The organism is Occultella kanbiaonis (assembly GCF_009708215.1).
In the GTDB taxonomy this organism is placed as follows: domain Bacteria; phylum Actinomycetota; class Actinomycetes; order Actinomycetales; family Beutenbergiaceae; genus Occultella; species Occultella kanbiaonis.
This window is the reverse complement of record NZ_CP046175.1, coordinates 3,966,325-3,987,938: the sequence shown is the minus strand read 5'-3', so window position 1 is coordinate 3,987,938 and position 21,614 is coordinate 3,966,325. Positions and strand designations below refer to the sequence as shown.

20 protein-coding genes and 1 tRNA gene are annotated in these 21,614 nt (G+C 71.5%); 19 read left to right on the top strand and 2 right to left on the bottom strand.

The window, feature by feature from the left end:
- Nucleotides 1-142 precede the first annotated feature (142 nt).
- Nucleotides 143-215 (bottom strand) — tRNA-Arg (locus tag GKS42_RS18345).
- A gap of 294 nt (nucleotides 216-509) precedes the next feature.
- Here GKS42_RS18345 and GKS42_RS18340 point away from each other — a divergent pair.
- The 9 genes from GKS42_RS18340 (at nucleotide 510) to prmC (ending at nucleotide 11,636) form a co-directional block, all read left to right on the top strand.
- Nucleotides 510-1,487: a hypothetical protein gene (locus GKS42_RS18340; protein WP_154795132.1), complete on the top strand. Its 978-nt coding sequence runs from the start codon at nucleotides 510-512 to the stop codon at nucleotides 1,485-1,487.
- A 73-nt stretch (nucleotides 1,488-1,560) separates the two neighbouring features.
- Nucleotides 1,561-2,406: a DALR anticodon-binding domain-containing protein gene (locus GKS42_RS18335; protein WP_168217890.1), complete on the top strand. Its 846-nt coding sequence runs from the start codon at nucleotides 1,561-1,563 to the stop codon at nucleotides 2,404-2,406.
- The gene (gene lysA, locus GKS42_RS18330; RefSeq protein WP_232847735.1) at nucleotides 2,403-3,746 is read left to right on the top strand and encodes a diaminopimelate decarboxylase; all 1,344 of its coding nucleotides are present in this window, start codon (nucleotides 2,403-2,405) and stop codon (nucleotides 3,744-3,746) included. Before GKS42_RS18335 ends, lysA begins: the two co-directional genes overlap by 4 nt.
- A gap of 108 nt (nucleotides 3,747-3,854) precedes the next feature.
- Nucleotides 3,855-5,159 (top strand): homoserine dehydrogenase, encoded by a 1,305-nt coding sequence (locus GKS42_RS18325; RefSeq protein WP_154795130.1) that lies wholly within the window; start codon nucleotides 3,855-3,857, stop codon nucleotides 5,157-5,159.
- Nucleotides 5,159-6,220, top strand: a complete 1,062-nt coding sequence (gene thrC / locus GKS42_RS18320; RefSeq protein WP_154795129.1) for a threonine synthase — start codon at nucleotides 5,159-5,161, stop codon at nucleotides 6,218-6,220. Before GKS42_RS18325 ends, thrC begins: the two co-directional genes overlap by 1 nt.
- A gap of 4 nt (nucleotides 6,221-6,224) precedes the next feature.
- On the top strand, nucleotides 6,225-7,115 hold the full coding sequence (gene thrB / locus GKS42_RS18315; RefSeq protein WP_154795128.1) for a homoserine kinase: 891 nt from the start codon (nucleotides 6,225-6,227) through the stop codon (nucleotides 7,113-7,115).
- A gap of 246 nt (nucleotides 7,116-7,361) precedes the next feature.
- On the top strand, nucleotides 7,362-9,524 hold the full coding sequence (gene rho / locus GKS42_RS18310; RefSeq protein WP_154795127.1) for a transcription termination factor Rho: 2,163 nt from the start codon (nucleotides 7,362-7,364) through the stop codon (nucleotides 9,522-9,524).
- Between the two features lie 53 nt (nucleotides 9,525-9,577).
- Nucleotides 9,578-10,660: a peptide chain release factor 1 gene (prfA, locus tag GKS42_RS18305; protein ID WP_154795126.1), complete on the top strand. Its 1,083-nt coding sequence runs from the start codon at nucleotides 9,578-9,580 to the stop codon at nucleotides 10,658-10,660.
- Between the two features lie 40 nt (nucleotides 10,661-10,700).
- Entirely contained in the window at nucleotides 10,701-11,636 is a 936-nt protein-coding gene (gene prmC, locus GKS42_RS18300; protein ID WP_168218013.1) for a peptide chain release factor N(5)-glutamine methyltransferase, read from the top strand.
- A 23-nt stretch (nucleotides 11,637-11,659) separates the two neighbouring features.
- Here the strand turns inward: prmC and GKS42_RS18295 are convergent, their stop codons facing one another.
- Entirely contained in the window at nucleotides 11,660-12,046 is a 387-nt protein-coding gene (locus tag GKS42_RS18295) for a VanZ family protein (RefSeq protein ID WP_232847734.1), read from the bottom strand.
- An 85-nt stretch (nucleotides 12,047-12,131) separates the two neighbouring features.
- On the opposite strand from GKS42_RS18295, the gene GKS42_RS18290 reads away from it, so the two are divergent.
- The 10 genes from GKS42_RS18290 to atpD all read left to right on the top strand — a co-directional run bounded on the left by GKS42_RS18290 (nucleotide 12,132) and on the right by atpD (nucleotide 21,608).
- Nucleotides 12,132-12,965 (top strand): L-threonylcarbamoyladenylate synthase, encoded by an 834-nt coding sequence (locus tag GKS42_RS18290; protein ID WP_232847733.1) that lies wholly within the window; start codon nucleotides 12,132-12,134, stop codon nucleotides 12,963-12,965.
- On the top strand, nucleotides 12,962-14,113 hold the full coding sequence (locus GKS42_RS18285; RefSeq protein WP_154795124.1) for an MraY family glycosyltransferase: 1,152 nt from the start codon (nucleotides 12,962-12,964) through the stop codon (nucleotides 14,111-14,113). The genes GKS42_RS18290 and GKS42_RS18285 overlap by 4 nt, the downstream gene beginning before the upstream one ends.
- 45 nt (nucleotides 14,114-14,158) lie before the next feature.
- A complete protein-coding gene (locus tag GKS42_RS18280; RefSeq protein WP_154795123.1) occupies nucleotides 14,159-14,773 on the top strand; it encodes a Cg1360 family ATP-synthase-associated protein in 615 nt (204 codons plus the stop codon).
- A 121-nt stretch (nucleotides 14,774-14,894) separates the two neighbouring features.
- A complete protein-coding gene (gene atpB, locus GKS42_RS18275) occupies nucleotides 14,895-15,749 on the top strand; it encodes a F0F1 ATP synthase subunit A (RefSeq protein ID WP_154795122.1) in 855 nt (284 codons plus the stop codon).
- A gap of 16 nt (nucleotides 15,750-15,765) precedes the next feature.
- Nucleotides 15,766-16,056, top strand: a complete 291-nt coding sequence (gene atpE / locus GKS42_RS18270) for an ATP synthase F0 subunit C (protein WP_210769214.1) — start codon at nucleotides 15,766-15,768, stop codon at nucleotides 16,054-16,056.
- Nucleotides 16,057-16,087: 31 nt separating this feature from the next.
- Entirely contained in the window at nucleotides 16,088-16,645 is a 558-nt protein-coding gene (locus GKS42_RS18265) for a F0F1 ATP synthase subunit B (RefSeq protein ID WP_154795121.1), read from the top strand.
- Nucleotides 16,645-17,460, top strand: coding sequence for a F0F1 ATP synthase subunit delta (locus GKS42_RS18260; RefSeq protein ID WP_154795120.1), 816 nt, complete (start codon nucleotides 16,645-16,647; stop codon nucleotides 17,458-17,460). The genes GKS42_RS18265 and GKS42_RS18260 overlap by 1 nt, the downstream gene beginning before the upstream one ends.
- A gap of 114 nt (nucleotides 17,461-17,574) precedes the next feature.
- Nucleotides 17,575-19,203 carry a F0F1 ATP synthase subunit alpha gene (gene atpA, locus GKS42_RS18255; protein ID WP_154795119.1) on the top strand — a complete coding sequence of 543 codons (1,629 nt, stop codon included), beginning with the start codon at nucleotides 17,575-17,577 and terminating at the stop codon, nucleotides 19,201-19,203.
- 3 nt (nucleotides 19,204-19,206) lie between these two features.
- Nucleotides 19,207-20,100, top strand: a complete 894-nt coding sequence (locus GKS42_RS18250; RefSeq protein WP_154795118.1) for a F0F1 ATP synthase subunit gamma — start codon at nucleotides 19,207-19,209, stop codon at nucleotides 20,098-20,100.
- Between the two features lie 29 nt (nucleotides 20,101-20,129).
- On the top strand, nucleotides 20,130-21,608 hold the full coding sequence (gene atpD, locus GKS42_RS18245) for a F0F1 ATP synthase subunit beta (protein WP_154795117.1): 1,479 nt from the start codon (nucleotides 20,130-20,132) through the stop codon (nucleotides 21,606-21,608).
- Nucleotides 21,609-21,614: the final 6 nt, after the last annotated feature.

Genomic DNA, 21,614 nt, shown 5'->3' with positions numbered 1-21,614 from the left:
CGCACGTACCAGCCGCGCACCCGGAGCCCTGGCCCGCGGGGATGAGAAGTGCCCCCGACTGGAGCCGCCGTCGCCGTGTGCTCGTTCCTCGCACGCGGGCTCCGGCTCCCGTCATCAAGTCGGGGACGTCGCTTCGCTTCCGTGCCCCCGACTGGATTCGAACCAGCGACCTTCTGCTCCGGAGGCAGACGCTCTATCCACTGAGCTACAGGGGCGTTTCAACGCTGCGTGAGCCTACCAGGATTTGCGAGGCGACCACGCCGCCCGGGACGGGCGGTGGCGCGCGAACCCGGGTGCACCGGCGTGGTGGCGCGGGGTCGGGCCAGCGCGGGAGGCGAGGATCACACCGGGCGGGTCCGGCCAGGGTTCAGCGCCTGGGTGCAGTTCTTCCCATGGACGCGTGTCTCCTCGGACCCCTTGCGCCCCTACCATGGCCAGATCAGGGGAAGCCCGGCGCCTGCGACCAGCGACGGCGCCGGGATCGACACACACAATCAGCGGAGGGCGAGATGAGCCAGAACCCACCCGAGGACCCGTACGGCCGCCCCCAGGGCGAGCCCGGCGCAACCTCCGACGGCCCGGAGTACGGCTTCGGCCAGCCTTCGCCGGACCAGCCCACCCAGGCGTTCGGCCAGGACCCGAGCCAGGCGTACGGCCAGGGCTACGGGCAGGCGTCGATGCCCCCGGGCGGGTACGGCCAGCCCCAGCAGGGTGGCTACGGCCAGTCGTCCATGCCGCAGCAGGGTGGCTACGGGCAGCCCCAGCAGGGTGGCTACGGGCAGCCCCAACAGGGTGGCTACGGCCAGCCGGGCATGCCCGGTCAGGGGCCCGGAGGCCCAGGTGGGCCCACCAACAGCAACCGTGGCGTCGTGATCGGGGCCGTCATCGGCGGTGTCGTGGTGCTCGGAGCGATCGTGTTCTTCGCGATCCAGCTCTTCGGCGGCGGCGGCGACGAGGACCCGACCGCGGGCGGCACCACGACCACGCAGGGACCGACCGACGATCCCACCGTGGACCCGACGGACGAGCCCACCGACGACCCGACGGCCGAGCCGAGCGGTGAGCTCTACGACGAACTCACCTCGCGGGTCGAGATCATCACCGGCGGCGACGAGCTCGGCGGCGTGTGGGCCATCGACGACGCCGGCTGGGCCGTCGCCGACGCCATCACCCCGGCGCCCGCGTCCGCCACCGAGGCCTACACGGGCACGTTCGTGGGCGATCCCGGCGACGTCACGATGACCGCGGTCGCGTTCGCGACCGAGGCGGAGGCGGACGCGTACGCCGCCGAGCTGTCCGCGACGCTGGGCGAGCAGATCTACGAGTCCTACGTCTGGGAGGAGGACCAGAGCGGCACCCGGCTGGACTTCTCCGACGGCACCACCCTCGACATCGTCTGGTGGTACGACACCGCGGTGGTCTTCCACGTGACCGGACCCGCGCAGGACAACGCGGCGTTCGACTTCTACCTGGGTCTGCCGGTCTGATCGCACGATCCCGATCGGCCGGGTCGATCGGGTGGGGCACCGTCGCACACGCCGCGAGCGTTACGCTCGCGGCGTGTGGCAGGAGGAGGTGGGCGTTGCCCTCGAAGCCGGGCTCGCCCGGATTCTGGGACGGCCCGACGGCGTCCGGCTGCTCGGTCTGACGGGCTCCGCGGCCGCGCCGCCCGGCACGGCCACGACGCTCGCGGCCGGCGAGCCGCGGGCGTTCCGGGCCCAGCGCCCGACGGCGCGCGGGCAGCGCGCCGACTTCACGAGCGCGGCCGCTCGGATCCTGGCCCAGCGGCTCGACCGGGCGGACCTCGCCGAGCCGCTGGCGCTCGCCCTGGCTGCGGAGGTCCGTGGTGCCGACGGCGTCGCGGACGCGTGGGCACGGGACGGTCACGTGCTGGTGTCGGTCACCTCCGCGGCGCTCGCGGGCGTGGTCGAGGACCTGCTCGACGCCCACCGTGCCCCGGCGGCTCTCGACGCATCGACCTGCCTCCCGGTTCCGCCCGCGCGCGCCGCCGCGGCCCGTCTCGCGCACGCCCGCGCCCGCAACCTCACTCGGTCCGCCCACGCCCACGGCGTGCTGCCGTGGCCGGCCGGCGACGTCGCTCGCGGGCCCGCGCTCGAGGACCTGGTCGAGGAGTCCGGGGCTCGCGAACTCATCCTCTGCCTCGCCGGCTCCCGCGATGCGGCCGCCCGGGTCCACGAGACGCACCGACCCGACCCGGTGATCGCGCACCTGGATCGCACCGCTGCCGCCCACCGTGCCTGGTTCGAGACGACCAGGGTGACCCCACGTGGCGCTGGGGCGATAACCTCGGCGCACCGATCCCGACTCTGCCTGAACGACGCTGCCACCCCGGTCCTGGCCGGTGGGCTGGCGATCCTCGGCCTCGACGCTCCGGAGCACCTGTGACGCACCCGACCGACCCCCAGCTATGGCCCGCGAACGTGACCGTGACCGACGGCGTGCTCCGCCTCGCCGGGATGTCGGTGACCGAACTCGCCGGGACCTACGGGACGCCGTCGTTCCTGCTCGACGTGGCGGACCTGCGCGCGCGGGCCGCCCGATACCGGGAGGCGTTCGTCCGGGCGTTCGCCCCGCTCGGCGTGGATGTCGACGTCTACTACGCGAGCAAGGCGTTCCTGAGCACCGCCGTGGCGCGCTGGGTGCACGCCGAGGGGCTGCGCATCGACACCGCGGCCCACGGTGAGCTGGCCACCGCGATCGCCGCCGGCATCCCCGGGGCGGACATCGGCCTGCACGGGAACAACAAGTCCGCCGCGGAGATCGCCCTCGCGCTCGGCCACGGCGTGGGCCGGATCGTCATCGACTCCCTGCCCGAGATCGAGCTCGTCGGCTCGATCGCCGCCGAGCTCGGGGTCCGGGCGCCGGTCATGGTGCGGGTCACCACCGGCGTGCACGCCGGCGGGCACGAGTTCATCGCCACCGCGCACGAGGACCAGAAGTTCGGGCTCTCGCTGGCCAGCGGGGCCGCCCTGGACGCCATGGAACGGATCCACGCCGACGACCGGCTCGACCTGCTCGGCCTGCACTCCCACATCGGCTCCCAGATCCTGGATCCGGCGGGCTTCGGCGAGGCCGCTCGCGCGCTGCTGGGCCTGCGGGCCGAGTTCGCCGACCGCACCGGCGAGCTGGTGCCCGAGGTGGACCTCGGCGGCGGCTTCGGCATCGCCTACGTCCCCGGCGAGGAGGGGGTGGACGTGGCCGCCCTGGCCACGGACCTGGCCGGGCTGCTGGCCACCGAGGCGCAGGCGCTCGGGACCACGCTGCCGCGGCTGTCCTTCGAGCCGGGCCGGGCGATCGTCGGGCCGACGATGATCACGCTCTACACCGTGGGCACCGTCAAGCCGGTGGTCCTCGACGACGGCGGGAGCCGGCTGTACGTGTCCGTCGACGGCGGCATGAGCGACAACATCCGCACCGCGCTCTACGACGCGGACTACCACGCCGAGCTTGTCTCGCGTGCATCGACCGCACCCGCGGTGACCGCCCGGGTCGTCGGCAAGCACTGCGAGAGCGGGGACATCGTGGTCCGGGACGTGGCGCTGCCCGCGGACGTCGCCGCCGGCGACCTGCTCGCGGTGCCCGCCACCGGCGCCTACGGACGATCGATGGCGAGCAACTACAACCTGCTCCCGCGGGCCGGCGTGGTCGCCGTCGCCGACGGGCAGGCCCGCGAGATCGTGCGGCGGGAGACGATCGAGGATGTGCTCGCCCTCGACATGGGCTGAGGGGTGGTGTCCACTCCTCGACGCCCTGCCCGCAACCGCGCCGCGGAGTCCTATCCTGAGGCAACCCCCGAGCGAAACAGTGCGTGCGTGTGCACGCCGAAGGAGATCATGAACGACGCCCCCGCCTCCCTGCGTGTCGCCGTCCTCGGCTGCGGCGTGGTCGGTACGGAGGTGGTCCGCCGCCTCCTCGAGCACACCGCCGACTTCTCGGCGCGTACCGGGGCCGACCTCGAGCTGACCGGGATCGCGGTCCGTTCGCTGGACACCGCGCGGGACCCGGTCGTGCCCCGGGACCTGCTCACCGACGACCCGGCCGCGCTGATCGCCGGCGCCGACCTGGTCGTGGAGGTGATGGGCGGCATCGAGCCGGCCCGGACCCTGATCCTCGAGGCGCTCCGCACCGGCGCCGGCGTCATCACCGCGAACAAGGCACTCCTGGCCAAGCACGGGCCGGAGCTGTACGAGGCCGCGGACGCCGCGCACGTGGACCTGTTCTACGAGGCGGCCGTGGCGGGCGCGGTGCCGGTGGTGCGCGGGGTCCGCGAGTCGCTGGCGGGGGACCGGATCAACCGGGTCCTCGGCATCGTCAACGGCACCACGAACTACATCCTCGACGAGATGACCACGAACGAGCTGGACTTCGCCGCGGCCCTGCGCCAGGCCCAGGACCTCGGGTACGCCGAGTCGGACCCGACCGCCGACGTCGAAGGTCTCGACGCCGCGGCGAAGGCGGCCATCCTGGCGGCGCTCGCCTTCCACAGCCGGATCGCGCTCACGGACGTCAGCGCCGAGGGCATCACAGCGATCACCCCGGAGGACATCGCCTCCGCGGCGCAGACCGGGCACGTCATCAAGCTCCTCGCCGTCGCGGAACAGGGACGCGAGCCCGACGGCCGCGCGGGCGTGGCGGTCCGGGTGTACCCGGCGCTCGTGCCGGTCGAGCACCCGCTCGGCAACGTGCGCGGGCCGTTCAACGCGGTGCTGGTCGAGGCCGAGGCGGCCGGGACCCTGATGTTCTACGGTGCCGGCGCCGGTGGCGTGGCCACCTCGAGCGCCGTGCTCGGTGACCTCGTCGCCGCCGCGCGCAACCGCGTCAGCGGCGGCAAGGCGCCGTCCGAGTCGCGGTACGCCGAACTGACGCCGCTGGGAGCCGACCAGATCCACACCCGCTTCCAGATCCGGATGGCGATCGCGGACCGGCCGGGCGTGCTCGCCGAGGTCGCGGCCGCCGTCGCCGAGCACGGTGTGTCCTTCGAGACGGTCCGCCAGCAGGGCCTGCCCGGAGGCCCGGCCGAGCTGGTCATCGGCACCCACGAGGCGAGCGAGTCGGCGCTCGCCGCGACCCTCGCGGCATTGGATACGCTCGACGTCGTCCTGCGGATCAGTTCGGTCCTGCGCGTGGAAGGAATCTGATGGCCAAGCCCTGGCGCGGCGTGATCGCCGAGTACGCCGACCGTCTGCCGATCGAGGACGGTGACCCGGTGGTCACCCTCGGCGAGGGCGGCACCCCACTGGTGCACTCGCCGTCGTTGTCCGCCGCCACCGGCGCGCAGGTGCACCTGAAGGTGGAGGGGGCCAACCCCACCGGGTCCTTCAAGGACCGGGGCATGACGATGGCGATGAGCAAGGTCGCCGGGACCGGTACGGAGGTCGTCGTGTGCGCCTCCACCGGGAACACCTCCGCCTCCGCCGCCGCGTACGCGGTCCGTGCGGGCCTCGGCTGCGCCGTGGTGCTGCCGCAGGGCAAGATCGCGGCCGGCAAGCTCGCCCAGGCGATCGTGCACGGGGCCACGCTGCTCGCCGTGGACGGCAACTTCGACGACTGCCTGCGAATCGTGCGCTCGCTCGCGGAGAACTACCCCGTCGCCCTCGTGAACTCGGTGAACCCGTACCGGCTGCAGGGGCAGAAGACGGCCGCGTTCGAGGTCGTCGACGCGCTCGGCGACGCCCCGCAGATCCACGTGCTGCCGGTCGGCAACGCAGGCAACATCTCGGCGTACTGGATGGGCTACCGCGAGTACGCCGCCGACGGTCTCGCGTCCCGGACCCCGATGATGTGGGGCGTCCAGGCGGAGGGCGCCGCGCCGTTCGTCAAGGGCGTGCCGATCGAGCACCCGGAGACGGTCGCGACCGCGATCCGGATCGGGAACCCGGCCTCCTGGGACCTGGCCGTTGCCGCTCGGGACGACTCCGGAGGGCGCATCGACGCCGTCACCGACGCGCAGATCCTTGACGCACAGGCCCTCATCGCCCGCGAGGTCGGCGTGTTCGTGGAGCCGGCGTCCGCGGCGAGCGTGGCCGGCCTGCTCGTGCGCGCCGAGGCAGGCGACGTCCCCGCCGGCGCGCAGGTGGTCTGCACCGTCACCGGGAACGGGCTCAAGGACACCGCGACGGCGCTCGGGGACACCGTCATCGAGCCGCGGGTGATCGGTGTGGACGTCGACGCCGCCGCCCGGGCCCTCGGTCTGAACTGACGCCATGCGCCTGCTGTACGACCAGGCCTCGGTGCGCGTCCCCGCGACCAGCGCCAACCTCGGACCCGGCTTCGACGCGTTCGGTCTCGCCCACCGGATCCACGACGTCGTGCACGTGCGCGCCACGACCGGTGCGACCGCCGTCGAGGTCACCGGCGAGGGCGCCGGTGAGGTGCCCGACGGCGAGACGCACCTTGTGGTGCGCGCGCTGCGGGCCGGCCTGGAGTACGCCGGGGCGCCGCAGGCAGGCCTGCACCTGAGGTGCGTGAATGCGATCCCGCACGGCCGCGGGATGGGTTCCAGCGCCGGTGCCGTGGTCGCCGGGCTGGTTGCCGCCCGCGCGCTGATCGGTGACCCGGACGCGCTGGCGGACGGCGCCGTACTGGAACTGGCCACCGAGTTCGAGGGCCACCCGGACAACGCGGCGCCGGCGCTGCTCGGCGGGGCGACGATCGCGTGGATGGGACCGGAGGCGCGGGCCGCCCGGATCGAGGTGCACCCGGAGATCGCCTGTACCGTGCTCATCCCCACCGAACGGCTGGCCACCCACCGGGCCAGGGCCGCGCTCCCGCGCACGGTCGCCCATGCCGATGCCGCCTTCAATGCCGGCCGGGCCGGGCTCCTGACCCTGGCCCTGACGTCCAGGCCGGACCTGATCATGGCGGCCACCGAGGACCGGCTGCACCAGGACCACCGGGCGGACGCGATGATGGCCAGCGTCGCGCTCGTGCACCGGCTGCGCGAGCGTGGCTTGCCGGCGGTGATCTCCGGTGCGGGTCCGAGCGTCCTCGTGCTGGCCGATGTCGGTCCCGAGCTGGAGGCGGAACTGGCCGGCCGGTGGCGGGTGCTGCACCCCCGGATCGACCGCGACGGAGCCCAGATCCTGGCTCGGTGAGTCCGGCCGCGGACTCGCGCCCGACGTGGCGGAAATCCGTGAGCTCCAACCAGCCGCGGTGGTAGGCTGGCCGCGCATCGACGGGCCTGATGCGTACCCGCACGGCCCACGTGATGACACCGCCCCGAACCTCGCTCCCGAGCACCTGCCCGGTCGCGTCGGCGCGTGGCGGAAACCACCCGGGTCCGAGACCCGGAGTCAGTACTCGCCGGGCACGGCCCGGCACATCTAGGGGGAAGGAACCCCGTGACCGAAACGATCAACACCTCGACCGGCTCCGGTCGAGGCGGTGCGTTGTCCTCGCTGCGACTGCCCGAACTCCAAGCGCTCGCTGCCGAGCTGGGGCTCAAGGGCACCGCGAAGATGCGCAAGAGTGACCTCGTCACCGCGATCCGGGCGGCCCGCTCCGGCGGCGACGCCGGCGCTGCGACTGCGACCGACGGTGCGCCGACGCGCCGTCCGGCGCGCAGCCGCTCGACCGAGCCCGCGGCACCGGAACTGCAGGACGCCCAGCCCGCAGCCCGCTCGGCCGAGCCGGCGACCGCGGCGGCGCCGACCGCACAGCCCACGACCGCCCAGGCACCGACCGCCGAGGCACCGACCGCTCAGGCGCCGACGGCCGAGCGCTCCCGCGACGGTGCGGGCTCCGGCCGGACGCAGGCCCCCCAGCAGCGCCAACGGCGCGCCGCGGGCCCTGACGGCAGCGGGGACACCGCCACGCCGCAGGCCGACGTCGTGACCGAGGCCCCGCCGTCGGGCAGCGCCGCGCAGCAGCGCACCACCACCCGCAGCCGCCGAGCCACCGCACCGCAGCGGGACGCCTCGCGCCCGCAGGAGCGCACCGAGTCCGACGCTGCTCCGGCGCAGGAGTCCCGTGCGCCGCGGTCCCGCCAGCGCGGGCGCGCCACCGACAGCGACCAGCCGCAGCTGGACCTGTCCGCACTCGTGCCCGAGCGCGGCGAGGACACCTCGAGCCGCAACGGCCAGCCGGAGCAGGGCCGCAACCAGGCTCAGCGCCGCCCGTCCCTCGACGACATCCAGCTGCCCGAGGGCCGCCGGATCGACACCGAACGTGGCGACGGTGAGCGCGACAACGGCGGTTCGGACGACGACGATGAGCGCGGCTCCCGTCGGCGCCGCGGCCGGGACCGCTACCGGGACCGGGATCGTGACCGGGACCGGAAGCGCCGTCCGGTCCGGGGTGGCGAGTCCACCGGCGAGGACGAGATCGAGATCAGCGAGGACGACGTGCTGCTGCCCGTCGCCGGGATCCTGGACATCCTCGACAACTACGCCTTCGTGCGCACCAGCGGCTACCTGCCCGGCCCGAACGACGTGTACGTCTCGCTCGGCCAGGTCAAGAAGAACGGCCTGCGTCGCGGCGACGCCGTCACGGGTGCCGTGCGTCAGCCCCGCGAGGGCGAGAACGCCGGCAACCAGCGTCAGAAGTTCAATGCGCTGGTCCGCCTGGACACGGTCAACGGCGCGCCGGCAGAGGAGGCCCTCGAGCGGCCCGAGTTCAGCAAGCTCACCCCGCTGTACCCGCAGGAGCGGTTGCGCCTGGAGACCCGGCCGAACCTCATCACGGCCCGGATCATCGACCTGGTCGCCCCGATCGGCAAGGGCCAGCGCGGCCTGATCGTCGCGCCCCCGAAGGCCGGCAAGACGATCATCATGCAGCAGATCGCGAACGCCATCACAGCCAACAACCCCGAGGTGCACCTCATGGTGGTGCTCGTGGACGAGCGGCCCGAAGAGGTCACGGACATGGAGCGCACGGTCAAGGGCGAGGTGGTCTCCTCCACGTTCGACCGGCCGGCCACCGACCACACGATCGTCGCGGAGCTCGCGATCGAGCGGGCCAAGCGTCTGGTCGAGCTCGGCCAGGACGTCGTGGTGCTGCTCGACTCGTTGACGCGGCTCTCCCGCGCCTACAACCTGGCGGCCCCGGCCTCCGGCCGGATCCTCTCCGGCGGTGTCGACGCGTCCGCGCTGTACCCGCCGAAGCGGTTCTTCGGGGCCGCGCGCAACATCGAGCACGGCGGTTCGCTGACCATCCTCGCCTCCGCCCTGGTGGAGACCGGCTCGAAGATGGACGAGGTGATCTTCGAGGAGTTCAAGGGCACCGGGAACATGGAGCTTCGGCTGTCCCGCCAGCTCGCGGACAAGCGGATCTTCCCGGCCGTCGACGTCAACGCGTCCGGTACCCGTCGTGAGGAGATCCTGGTCTCCTCCGAGGAGCTGAAGATCATCTGGAAGCTCCGCCGGGTCATGGGCGGCCTCGACCAGCAGCAGGCGATCGAGCTGCTGCAGTCGAAGCTGCGCGACTCCGGCTCGAACGCGGAGTTCCTGCTGACCGTGCAGAAGACGACGCCGGGCCACCCGTCGGCATCCTCCGAGCTCAGTTAGCGACCCCGGCGGTTCCGCATACGCCAGGGGAGTGATCGAGCAGGAGGAAGTGCATGAGCGAGGACTTCGCGGTCGTCGACCCGTTGCTGGCCGAGTACGCCGAGATCGAGTCGGCCCTGGCTGACCCAGCCGTCCACGCGGACCAGGCGCGGGCCCGTTCGCTCGGGCGCCGGTACGCCGAGCTCGGAAGGATCGTCGCGGCCTACCGGGCCTGGCGGGCGGCCGAGGAGGACGCCGGCGCAGCCGCGGAGCTCGCGGTCGAGGATCCGGCGTTCGCCGAGGAGGTGGCCCCGCTGCGCGAGGCCGCCGACGCCGCCGCCGAGAGCCTGCGCCACGTCCTGGTGCCCCGCGACCCCGACGACGGCCGCGACGTCATCCTCGAGGTGAAGGCCGGCGAGGGTGGCGAGGAGTCCGCCCTGTTCGCCGGCGACCTGCTGCGCATGTACCTGCGGTTCGCCGAGCGGCAGGGCTGGTCCACGCAGATCATCGGCGCCACCGAATCCGACCTGGGCGGGTACAAGGACGTCTCGGTCGCGGTGAAGTCGCGGGCCACCGACCCCGCCGAGGGGGTCTGGGCGCACCTGAAGTACGAGGGCGGGGTGCACCGGGTCCAGCGGGTGCCGGTGACCGAGTCGCAGGGCCGGATCCACACCTCGGCGGCGGGCGTGCTCGTGTTCCCCGAGGTCGAGGACGCCGGGGAGATCGAGATCGACCCGAACGACCTGCGGATCGACGTGTACCGGTCCTCCGGCCCCGGCGGGCAGAGCGTGAACACCACCGACTCCGCCGTGCGGATCACCCACGTGCCCACCCAGATCGTGGTCTCGATGCAGAACGAGAAGTCGCAGCTGCAGAACCGGGAGCAGGCGATGCGGGTGCTGCGCGCCCGGCTGCTCGCCGCCCAGCAGGAGGCCGCCGCGGCCGCGGCCGCGCAGGTGCGCCGATCCCAGGTGCGCACGGTGGACCGCAGCGAGCGGATCCGCACGTACAACTACCCGGAGAACCGGGTGGCCGATCACCGGACCGGGTACAAGGCGTACAACCTCGACCAGGTCCTCGACGGCGACCTCGGCCCGGTCATCGCGTCCGCCATCGAACTGGACGAGGCCGAGCGGCTGGCCGCCGCGGGTGGCTGAGGCCGTGCCGGACTCGCCGGACCTGCCGGGTTCGCCGGACCTGCCGGGTTCGCCGGGCTCGCCGGACCTTCGCGCCCTCGTCACCGGGGCGACCGCGGTGCTCGCGGAGGCAGGCGTGCCCTCGGCGCGGGTGGACGCCGTCGCGCTGGCCGGGCACGCGCTCGGGGTACCGAACCTGGTCCTGGTGATGGCGCCCCCGCTGCCCCCGGACTTCTCCGCGCGGTACGCCGCGCTCGTGGAGCGCCGCCGGCTGCGGGAGCCGCTGCAACACATCACCGGGACCGCCGCGTTCCGGCACCTCGACCTGACGGTGCGGCCCGGCGTGTTCGTGCCGCGGCCCGAGACGGAGACGGTCGCGCAGGTGGCGATCGACGCCGCACAAGCCTTGGCCGCGGCGGGCACGGTCCCGACGGGCGTGGTCCCGTCCGGCGCGGTCCCGTCGGCTGAGGGCGCAGCGGCCGCGGTCGTGGTGGACCTGTGCGCCGGCGGCGGCCCGATCGCGCTCTCGGTCGCGGACGAGGTCCCGGGTGCACGGGTCACGGCTGTGGAGCTCTCACCCGAGGGGGTGGCGCTCACCCGCGCCAACGCCGACCGCCTCGGCCTCGAAGTGCGGGTCCTGGCCGGCGACGTGCGCCAGGCGAGCCTGCTCGCCGAGCTCGACGGCGCCGTCGACGTGCTCGTCTCGAACCCGCCCTACATCCCGCCGGACGCAGTCCCGATCGATCCCGAGGTCCGCGATCACGACCCGGACCTCGCCCTCTACGGCGGCGGCGCGGACGGGCTCGAGGTGCCCCGCGCCGTCGTGTGGGCGGCGGTGCGGCTCCTGCGCCCTGGCGGGACGTTCGTGATGGAACACGCGGAGGTGCAGGCGGAGGCGGTGCGCGCCGACGTCGACGCCACCGATGCCTTCACCGACATCCACACCGTCGCGGACCTGACCGGCCGCGATCGGATGGTCGTCGCGACCCGACGCTGACCCGGCCGTCGACCGTCCGGGGGTCAGGGGCTCTGCGGGGACCGGGCGGTGCTGTGCCGTCGGACGTACGTGATCACGTACCAGCCGAGGGCGATGCCGGCCAGGTCCGCGACGAGGTCGAGCGGGTCGCCGCTGCGCTCGGGGAGCACGAGGTGCTGGATCAGCTCACTGAGGACCGCGTGCGCCGCGAGCCCGAGCGCGAGCCACCTCCCTGGGATCCCCGCGAGGAGTCCGGTGGCCATCACGGTGGCGAAGATCAGCACGTGCACGGCCTTGTCGGTGCCGGGGACGCCGTCGCCCGGAAGGTCCACCCGCGGCCAGTACAGCGCCAGCAGCTGGACGATGACGGCCACCGCGAACGCGAGCCGGGTGAGTACCTTCGGCAGTGCCGGGCGGGTGGTGGTCGTCACCAGGACACCTTCCCACGCCGCGGACACACCGTGCCGCCGGTCCGGTCGGTGCCGATGTGCTGCCGGACATGAAAGACTCGCCCGCGTGAGTGACGTAGAACTGAGGGACTGCACCGACGCCGCCGAGCGCGGGCCACACCTGGACGCCGCCGTCGAGGCGCTCGCCAGCGGCGGGCTGGTGGTCCTGCCGACCGACACCGTGTACGGGATTGCCGCGGACGCCTTCACCCCGAAGGCCGTGGCCGCGTTGCTGCGCGCCAAGGGCCGCGGCCGGCAGATGCCGCCGCCCGTGCTCGTCGGGGACCTGAACACGCTCGACGGGCTCGCCACCGAGATTCCGGAGTCGGTGCGCGAACTCGTGACCGAGTTCTGGCCCGGCCCGCTCACGGTGATCCTGCGCGCCCAGCCCAGCCTGCACTGGGACCTCGGCGACACCAACGGCACCGTCGCACTGCGGATGCCGGACGACGAGGTCGCCCTCGACCTGCTCCGCCGGACCGGCCCGCTCGCGGTCTCGAGCGCGAACAAGACCGGCAACCCCGCCGCGCAGACCGCCGCCGAGGCGTATGACCAGCTGCTGCGGACCGTGAAGGTCTACCTCGACGGTGGCCCGGCCCGCGGCAGTGTGCCCTCCACCATCGTCGACGCCACCGGTGAGAGCCTGCGGATCGTGCGCGAGGGCGCCCTGAGCCGGGAGGACCTCGGTGCCATCGTGCCCGAGATCCTCGACGACGAGGAACTGGCGACCGTCGAGGCCGAGGTGGGCGACGCCGTCGAGAGTGACACGGCCGAGGTGGGCGACGCCGTCGAGAGTGATACGGCCGAGGTGGGCGACGCCGTCGAGAGTGACGAGACCGAGGCGGGCGACGCCGCCACGGCGGGCCGACCGCAGTCCGAACCCGGTGCCGCCCAGCCGTGAGGCTCTACCTCCTCATCATGGCGATCGCCGCCGCGGCGACGTACCTGGCGACCCCGCTCGCCCGGTTGATCGCCCAACGCACCGGTGCCGTGACACCGGTGCGGGAGCGCGACGTGCACGCGGTCCCGACCCCGCGCATGGGTGGCCTGGCGATGTTCGCGGGCCTGGCGGTGGCGTTCGTGATGGCCTCCCGGATGCCGTTCCTCGAGGACGTGTTCGCAGGCACCGTGCCGTGGGCGATCCTCGGGTGTGGCGCGCTGGTGTGCCTGCTCGGCGCCGCCGACGACATCTGGGACCTGGACTGGATCACGAAGCTCGTCGGGCAGGTCTTGATCGCCGGCCTGATGGCCTGGCAGGGCGTCCAACTCGTCCAGTTCCCGATCTTCGGGCTGGTCATCGGCTCGCCGCGGCTGTCCCTGCTGGTGACCGTGCTCGTCGTGGTGATCGCCGTGAACGCCGTGAACTGGGTGGATGGCCTGGACGGCCTCGCCGCCGGGGTGGTCGCCATCGGCGGGATCGCGTTCTTCGTCTACACCTACCTGCTCACCGTGAACAACAACCCGACCGACTTCTCGAACCTGGCGACCGTGCTGATGGCGTCCGTGGTGGGCGTGTGCCTGGGGTTCCTGCCTCACAACTTCCACCCTGCGCGGATCTTCATGGGGGACTCGGGGGCGATGCTGCTCGGCCTCACCGTGGCGGCCGCGGGCATCATGGTCACCGGTCAGATCAACCCCGCGGTCCTTGAGACCGAGCAGGCGCTGCCCGCCTACGTGCCGATCGTGCTCCCGGTGGCAGTGCTGCTGCTGCCGCTGATCGACGTGACCGTGACCGCCGGGCGCCGGCTCCTCAGCGGCAAGTCACCGTTCCACGCCGACCGCACCCACCTGCACCACAAGCTCCTCGACCACGGCCACTCGCACCGGCGCGCGGTCCTGATCATGTACGTGTGGACCGCGGTGGTCGCCTTCAGTGCGGCCGCCCTCATCGTGTTCCCGGTCTGGGTGGTGCTGGCATGCTTCGTCGCCGGCGCCCTGCTGGCCACCATCATCACCGTGGCCAGGCTGCCGTTCGCGGCGCTGCGACCCGGTCGTGACCGAGCGACCCAGGACGCCGACGAGCCCGTCGCGCACCCGCCCGGCCCCTGACCCTCCGACCGACACCCGGCCGCACCAGTAGACCGAGAGACTCCCGTGAGCGAACCGACCTTCCTGAACGACAAGTACATCCGCACCGCGGCGGTGCTGGACCTCATCAAGAAGGTTCTGCGGCGGCTGCTCCTGGCCGGCGCCGCGATCGCCGTCGTGGGTGCGGTCGTCGGCCTGCTCGCCGCCGGCCTGCCGGGGCTATGGGGAGCGCTCGTGGCCGTCGCCATCGGCGTGGTCTTCACCGCCACCACCGTCGCGGCCCTGTACCTCGTGGCCGGCCGCGGACCGGAACTGCTGCAGGTCGTCCTGCTCGGTGGCTGGATCGTCAAGATGGGTCTGCTCGCGCTGGTCCTGCTCTGGCTCCGGGAACAGGACTTCTACTCCCTGCCTGTGTTCCTCGTCACTCTCTTCGTGCAGGTGATCGTCTCCCTGGTGGTCGAGCTGTACACGGTCGTCACGGCGAAGATCCCCTACGTCAGCCCGGGTGCCACGGCGTCCACAGAAGAGACACAAGCCGAGGATGAGGGCCCGACGGCGGATCCTTCCGATGTCGAGGGTGGATCACCCTCTTCGGGCGGCTCAGCGGGCGAAAACGGCGCTGCCGACGAGGCCGCGGAGCCGCGCGATCGCGCGCCGCGGGGGGACGGAGACGGGGCCTGAGGCTTCACACCCTCGTCACAACCACCGAGTGCCATCGGGTAGTCTAAACGCAGTCACTTCCAGCCCACCTGAGTTCGGTTCCTGCGACGCTGCCTCCGTACAGCGAGCAGGGCTGGGCCCGATGCTCCCTGGGGAGAGAATCCTGTCCACCGCAGCCATCGCCCTGCCGATCCTGGCCGAGACCGAGGACTCCTCCGGCAGCGGTTTCCACGCCCCCGGGATCGACGAGTTCTTCCCGCCGGCCATCTTCGGCAGCACCGATCTCGACTCCTGGTGGGGCTTCGATCGGATCATGCTCGTCCGCGTCATCATGATGGTGGTCCTGCTCCTGCTGCTCTGGCTGGGGATCCGCCGCGCGAAGCTCGTTCCGGGTCGCGGCCAGAACATCATCGAGCTCGGCGTCGAGTTCGTCCGGGTCCAGATCGCCGAACAGGTGCTCGGCCACGAGCGCGCCAAGCCGTACCTGGCGATGCTGACCACGATCTTCTTCACCGTCCTGACGATGAACATCGCCGGGGTGATCCCGTTCCTGAACATCGCGGGCACCGCCCGGGTCGGCCTGCCGCTCGTGCTCGCCGTCTGGGTCCTGGTGGTCTACCTCGCGGCCGGTGTGCGCAAGCACGGCGTCGGCAAGTACCTCAAGGCCCAACTCTTCCCGCCCGGGATCCCGTGGCCGGCATATCTGCTGATCACGCCGATCGAGGCGCTGCAGGTCTTCATCCTGCGCCCCGCCACCCTGACCATCCGGTTGCTCGCGAACATGATGGCCGGGCACCTGATGCTGGTGCTGTGCTTCTCCGCCACTAACTTCCTCCTCCTGGAGGGCGGCGGACTGATCAAGCTGACCAGCGCGCTCTCGTTCGCCGGCGGCATCTTCATCACGCTGTTCGAGATCTTCGTGGCACTGCTGCAGGCGTACATCTTCACCCTGCTCGCATCGATCTATCTCAACTTCGCCTTGGAAGAGGAGCACTGAGCTTCTCTCCCAGGGCATGGCTCGCACCCTGAGCCGCCCCGTCCGCAGAACCCCAGACGCTCACCCCGAGCGCCTTCAGGAAGGAAATGCAGTGGAAGGTATCACCGGAAACATCGCCACCGTCGGTTACGGTCTCGCGACGATCGGCCCCGGTATCGGTCTCGGTATCGTCATCGGTCAGACCCAGATCGCCACGGCGCGTCAGCCCGAGGTCGCTGGTCGGCTGTTCACCAACATGATGATCGGTGCCGCCCTTATCGAGGTGCTCGGTCTGCTCGGCCTCGTCGCCGGGCTGATGTTCACCTGATCGTCCTTTCCCACTGGCGTTGGAGTACCCCATGATTCACGCAGACGAGGCCGCGCCGAACGTCCTGCTGCCCGCCGGCTATGACATTTTCTGGTCGCTGGTGGTCACGGTCATCATCGGATTCTTCTTCTTCAAGTACCTGTTGCCGAAGTTGAACGCGATCCTGGATGAGCGCACGGCGAAGATCGAAGGCGGTCTGGCACTGGCCGAGAAGGCCCATGCCGAGGCTGCCTCCGCGAAGGCCGACGTTGAGCGCGAGCTCGCCGAGGCCCGCAAGGAGGCAGCCGGCATCCGTGAGGAGGCCGTCAGCGACGGTGGGCAGATCGTCATCGACGCTCGTGCCAAGGCTCAGACGGAGGCCAACCGGATCGCCGAGAACGCGCAGCGCCAGATCGACGCCGAGCGTCAGGCGGCGGTGGTCTCGCTGCGCACCGAGGTCGGCGGCCTGGCCTCCGAGCTCGCGTCGCGGATCGTCGGGGAGTCCCTCACCGATGACGCACGGCAGTCGCGTGTGATCGACCGGTTCCTGGACGAACTGGACGCCGGCGTGCCCTCGGGTGCCACGGGGTCGCGCGAGCCGGAGGCGTGATGCGGGCGAGCAGCCAGGGATCACTCGCAGCCGCCACCGACCGCTGGGAGGCGGTCCTCGGCACGGCCGGAGCGGATTCGTTCCGGTACGGCACCGAGCTGTTCGGCGTGGTCGACGTCCTGGACGGCTCGGCCGCCCTGCGGCGTGCCCTGACCGACCCGTCCCGCTCGGGCGAGGACAAGGCCGCCGTCGTGGCCGGTGTCTTCGGACCGAAGGTCAGCGGAGCGGTCGCGGACCTGCTCGCCGGCCTGGTGCGGTCACGGTGGTCGGCCGAGGGTGACCTGGCCGACTCGATCGAACAGCTGGGCACGACGTCGCTGCTCGCCGGCGCCGAGTCGCGCGGCGAGCTCATCCGCGTCGAGGACGAGCTGTTCCGCACGATCCGGCTGCTCGCCGACAACCGTGAGCTGCGGCTCGCACTTGCGGACAAGGACCGCACCGTTGCCGACCGGCAGCGACTGCTGACGTCCCTGTTCGGCGCCCGAGTGGCTCCCGAGACGGCCGCCCTGCTCGAGCGGGCGCTCAGCACGCACCGGGCGCCCACCCTGACCGCTGCCCTGGTCCGGCTCAACGAGGCAGCCGCGGCGCGGCGCCAGCAGCTGGTCGCCGTGGTGACGGCGGCCCGCCCGTTGACCCAGGTCCAGGTCGCGCGCCTCGGCGAGATCCTCGCCCGGGCGTACGGCCGCGCCGTGCAGGTCAACGTCGCCCTGGACCCCGCCGTCGTGGGGGGTCTTCGGATCCAGCTCGGTGACGAGGTCATCGACGCCACGATGCTCTCCCGCCTCGACGAGGCACAGCGACGGCTCGCCGGCTGAGCCGCCCGGCCCAGGATCGGCCACCCGGCCGCACTTCCCCAGGGGCCGAACCACCCGCACACTTGACGAGACGAACCGATCGCCACGAGGCGGTCAGAAGAGAAGGACGTAGAGATGGCTGAACTGACGATCAAGCCCGAGGAGATCCGGGCTGCGCTCGACAGCTTCGTGAACTCCTACGAGCCCGCCGGTAGCGCGGCCGAGGAGGTCGGCACGGTCACCCTCGCGGCGGACGGTATCGCCCAGGTCGAGGGTCTGCCCGGGGTCATGGCGAACGAGCTGCTCAAGTTCGAGGACGGAACTCTCGGCCTCGCACTGAACCTCGACGTGCGGTCCATCGGTGTGGTGGTCCTCGGCGAGTTCAGCGGGATCGAGGAGGGCCAGCCGGTGCGGCGCACCGGCGAGGTGCTCTCGGTGCCGGTCGGCGACGGCTACCTCGGACGCGTTGTGGACCCGCTCGGCAAGCCGATCGACGGTCTCGGCGAGATCGCCACCGAGGGTCGCCGCGCCCTCGAGCTCCAGGCACCCGGGGTGATGGACCGCAAGTCCGTCCACGAGCCGCTGCAGACCGGCCTCAAGGCCATCGACGCGATGATCCCGATCGGGCGCGGTCAGCGTCAGCTCATCATCGGCGACCGGCAGACCGGCAAGACCGCGATCGCGCTGGACACGATCATCAACCAGAAGGCCAACTGGGACACCGGCGACGTCAACAAGCAGGTCCGCTGCATCTACGTCGCGATCGGTCAGAAGGGCTCCACGATCGCCTCCGTGCGCGGCGCCCTCGAGGACGCCGGTGCGCTGGAGTACACCACCATCGTGGCTGCGCCCGCCTCCGACGCGGCCGGCTTCAAGTACATCGCCCCCTACACCGGTTCGGCCATCGGCCAGCACTGGATGTACGGCGGCAAGCACGTCCTGATCATCTTCGACGACCTGTCCAAGCAGGCCGAGGCCTACCGCGCCGTGTCCCTGCTGCTGCGCCGCCCGCCGGGCCGCGAGGCCTACCCCGGTGACGTGTTCTACCTGCACTCCCGCCTGCTCGAGCGTTGCGCGAAGCTGTCCGACGAGCTCGGCGCCGGCTCGATGACCGGCCTGCCGATCATCGAGACGAAGGCGAACGACGTGTCGGCCTACATTCCGACGAACGTCATCTCGATCACGGACGGCCAGATCTTCCTCCAGTCGGACCTCTTCAACGCCGACCAGCGTCCCGCCGTCGACGTGGGTATCTCCGTCTCGCGTGTGGGTGGCGATGCCCAGGTGAAGGCGATGAAGTCGGTCTCCGGGACGCTGAAGATCGACCTCGCCCAGTACCGCTCGCTCGAGGCGTTCGCGATGTTCGCCTCCGACCTGGACCCGGCGTCTCGCCAGCAGCTGACCCGCGGTGCGCGGCTCATGGAGCTGCTCAAGCAGCCCCAGTACTCGCCGTACCCGGTCGAGGAGCAGGTCGTCTCGGTCTGGGCCGGCACGCATGGGTACTTCGACAAGGTCGAGCTGCACGACGTGCGCCGCTTCGAGCGGGAACTGATCGACTATGTCCGTCGGCACTCCGACGTGCTGGACACCATCGTCAGCACCGGCAAGCTCGATGACGTCGCCACGAAGGCGCTGGAGGAGGCCGCGGACAAGTTCCGGACGACCTTCCTCGCCTCCGACGGTGAGAGTGTCGTCGAGACCGAAGGAACCGACGAGGACGTGGACATCGACCAGGAGCAGATCGTCCGGCAGAAGCGGGGCTGATCCATGGCCGGGCAACAACGGGTCTACAAGCAGAAGATCAAGTCGACCCAGACGCTGAAGAAGATGTTCCGCGCCATGGAGCTGATCGCCGCGTCCCGGATCGGCAAGGCCCGGGACCGCGCGGTCAAGGCGAGCCCGTACACGCGGGCCATCACCCGTGCGGTGTCCGCCGTGGCCTCACACACGGACGTCGACCACGTCCTGACCAAGGACCGGACCGACACGAACCGGGTCGCCCTGCTCGTGGTCACCTCCGACCGTGGCCAGGCCGGCGCCTACTCGGCGACCGTGCTGCGCGAGGCGGAGCGCCTGCGGGCCCAGTTGATCGAGGACGGCAAGGACCCGGTCCTGTACGTGACCGGGCAACGCGGCGTGAGCTTCTACCGCTTCCGTGGCATCGAGCTCGAGCGCACCTGGCTCGGCGACTCCGACAACCCAAGGGTCGAGGTGGCCGAGGAGATCGGTCAGACCCTGCTGGACGCGTTCCGGGCCCCGGTCGACGCCGGTGGCGTCGCGGAGCTGCACGTGGTCTACACCCGGTTCCGCTCGATGGTCGCCCAGGAGCCCCAGGTGCTGCGGATGCTGCCCCTTGAGGTAGTCGACGGCGTGGCGGAGCCCACCAGCGAGGTCATGCCGCTGTACGAGTTCGAGCCGTCCGCCGACGCGGTGCTCGACGCGCTGCTGCCGCGGTACATCCGTAGCCGGATCTTCAACTCGCTGCTGCAGGCCGCGGCCTCCGAGCTCGCCGCCCGGCAGCGCGCGATGCACACCGCGACCGAGAACGCGCAGGACATCATCACCAACTACACGCGGCTTGCCAACCAGGCCAGGCAGGCCGAGATCACCCAGGAGATCAGCGAGATCGTCTCGGGTGCCGACGCCCTGGCCGCGAGCTGAGCACCAACCACACCGAAGGATCGCTATCCATGACTGCTACCGCCACTGACACCACGGCGCCGGGCGCGAGCGGCCCCGGCGTGGGCCGCATCGCGCGCGTGATCGGCCCCGTCGTCGACATCGAGTTCCCGCCGGACGCCATCCCGGAGATGTACAACGCCCTCAAGACCACGGTGGACCTGTCCACCCAGGGTGAGGGTGAGGGCGCCTTCGAGATGACCCTCGAGGTGGCTCAGCACCTGGGCGACAACATGGTCCGCGCCATCGCGCTGAAGCCCACGGACGGCCTCGTCCGCGGGGCCAAGGTGACCGACACCGGCGCGCCGATCTCGGTGCCCGTCGGTGAGATCACCAAGGGTCGCGTCTTCAACGTGATCGGTGAGCCCCTGAACCTCGCCGAGGGTGAGACGTTCGAGGTCACCGAGCGCTGGCCGATCCACCGTCAGCCGCCGGCGTTCGACCAGCTCGAGTCCAAGACGCAGATGTTCGAGACCGGCATCAAGGTCATCGACCTGCTCACGCCGTACGTGCTCGGCGGAAAGATCGGCCTGTTCGGCGGCGCCGGTGTGGGCAAGACCGTGCTCATCCAGGAGATGATCCAGCGCGTCGCCCAGGACCACGGTGGTGTGTCCGTGTTCGCCGGTGTGGGCGAGCGCACCCGTGAGGGCAACGACCTGATCGTCGAGATGGAGGAGGCCGGAGTCTTCGAGAAGACGGCCCTCGTCTTCGGCCAGATGGACGAGCCGCCGGGCACGCGTCTGCGCGTGGCACTGTCCGCACTGACCATGGCGGAGTACTTCCGCGACGTGGCCAAGCAGGACGTGCTGCTGTTCATCGACAACATCTTCCGGTTCACCCAGGCCGGTTCCGAGGTGTCCACGCTGCTCGGCCGGATGCCGTCCGCGGTGGGCTACCAGCCGAACCTGGCCGACGAGATGGGCCAGCTGCAGGAGCGGATCACCTCGACCCGCGGCCACTCGATCACCTCGCTGCAGGCGATCTACGTCCCGGCCGACGACTACACCGACCCGGCCCCGGCCACCACGTTCGCGCACCTGGACGCCACGACCGAGCTCTCCCGTGAGATCGCCTCGCGTGGTCTGTACCCGGCCGTGGACCCGCTGGCCTCGACCTCCCGGATCCTCGACCCGCGCTACGTGGGCGAGGAGCACTACCGGGTGGCGACCCAGGTGAAGGCGATCCTGCAGAAGAACAAGGAACTGCAGGACATCATCGCGATCCTCGGCATCGACGAGCTGTCCGAAGAGGACAAGATCACCGTGAACCGGGCCCGCCGGATCCAGCAGTTCCTGTCCCAGAACACCTACATGGCGGAGAAGTTCACGTCGGTGGTCGGCTCCACCGTGCCGCTGTCCGAGACCATCGAGGCGTTCGGCAAGATCGCCGCCGGTGAGTACGATCACGTCGCGGAGCAGGCGTTCTTCAACATCGGTGGCCTGGAGGATCTCGAGCGCAACTGGGCCCGGATCCAGTCCGAGATCAACTGACCGCAC

What these genes read in the sequence shown, in the direction of transcription:
- GKS42_RS18340 (WP_154795132.1), top strand. Translation starts at nt 510, where the DNA reads ATGAGCCAGAACCCACCCGAGGACCCGTACGGCCGCCCCCAGGGCGAG.
- GKS42_RS18325 (WP_154795130.1), top strand. Translation starts at nt 3,855, where the DNA reads ATGAACGACGCCCCCGCCTCCCTGCGTGTCGCCGTCCTCGGCTGCGGC.
- thrC (WP_154795129.1), top strand. Translation starts at nt 5,159, where the DNA reads ATGGCCAAGCCCTGGCGCGGCGTGATCGCCGAGTACGCCGACCGTCTG.
- thrB (WP_154795128.1), top strand. Translation starts at nt 6,225, where the DNA reads ATGCGCCTGCTGTACGACCAGGCCTCGGTGCGCGTCCCCGCGACCAGC.
- prfA (WP_154795126.1), top strand. Translation starts at nt 9,578, where the DNA reads ATGAGCGAGGACTTCGCGGTCGTCGACCCGTTGCTGGCCGAGTACGCC.
- atpB (WP_154795122.1), top strand. Translation starts at nt 14,895, where the DNA reads ATGCTCCCTGGGGAGAGAATCCTGTCCACCGCAGCCATCGCCCTGCCG.
- atpE (WP_210769214.1), top strand. Translation starts at nt 15,766, where the DNA reads ATGGCTCGCACCCTGAGCCGCCCCGTCCGCAGAACCCCAGACGCTCAC.
- GKS42_RS18265 (WP_154795121.1), top strand. Translation starts at nt 16,088, where the DNA reads ATGATTCACGCAGACGAGGCCGCGCCGAACGTCCTGCTGCCCGCCGGC.
- GKS42_RS18260 (WP_154795120.1), top strand. Translation starts at nt 16,645, where the DNA reads ATGCGGGCGAGCAGCCAGGGATCACTCGCAGCCGCCACCGACCGCTGG.
- atpA (WP_154795119.1), top strand. Translation starts at nt 17,575, where the DNA reads ATGGCTGAACTGACGATCAAGCCCGAGGAGATCCGGGCTGCGCTCGAC.
- GKS42_RS18250 (WP_154795118.1), top strand. Translation starts at nt 19,207, where the DNA reads ATGGCCGGGCAACAACGGGTCTACAAGCAGAAGATCAAGTCGACCCAG.
- atpD (WP_154795117.1), top strand. Translation starts at nt 20,130, where the DNA reads ATGACTGCTACCGCCACTGACACCACGGCGCCGGGCGCGAGCGGCCCC.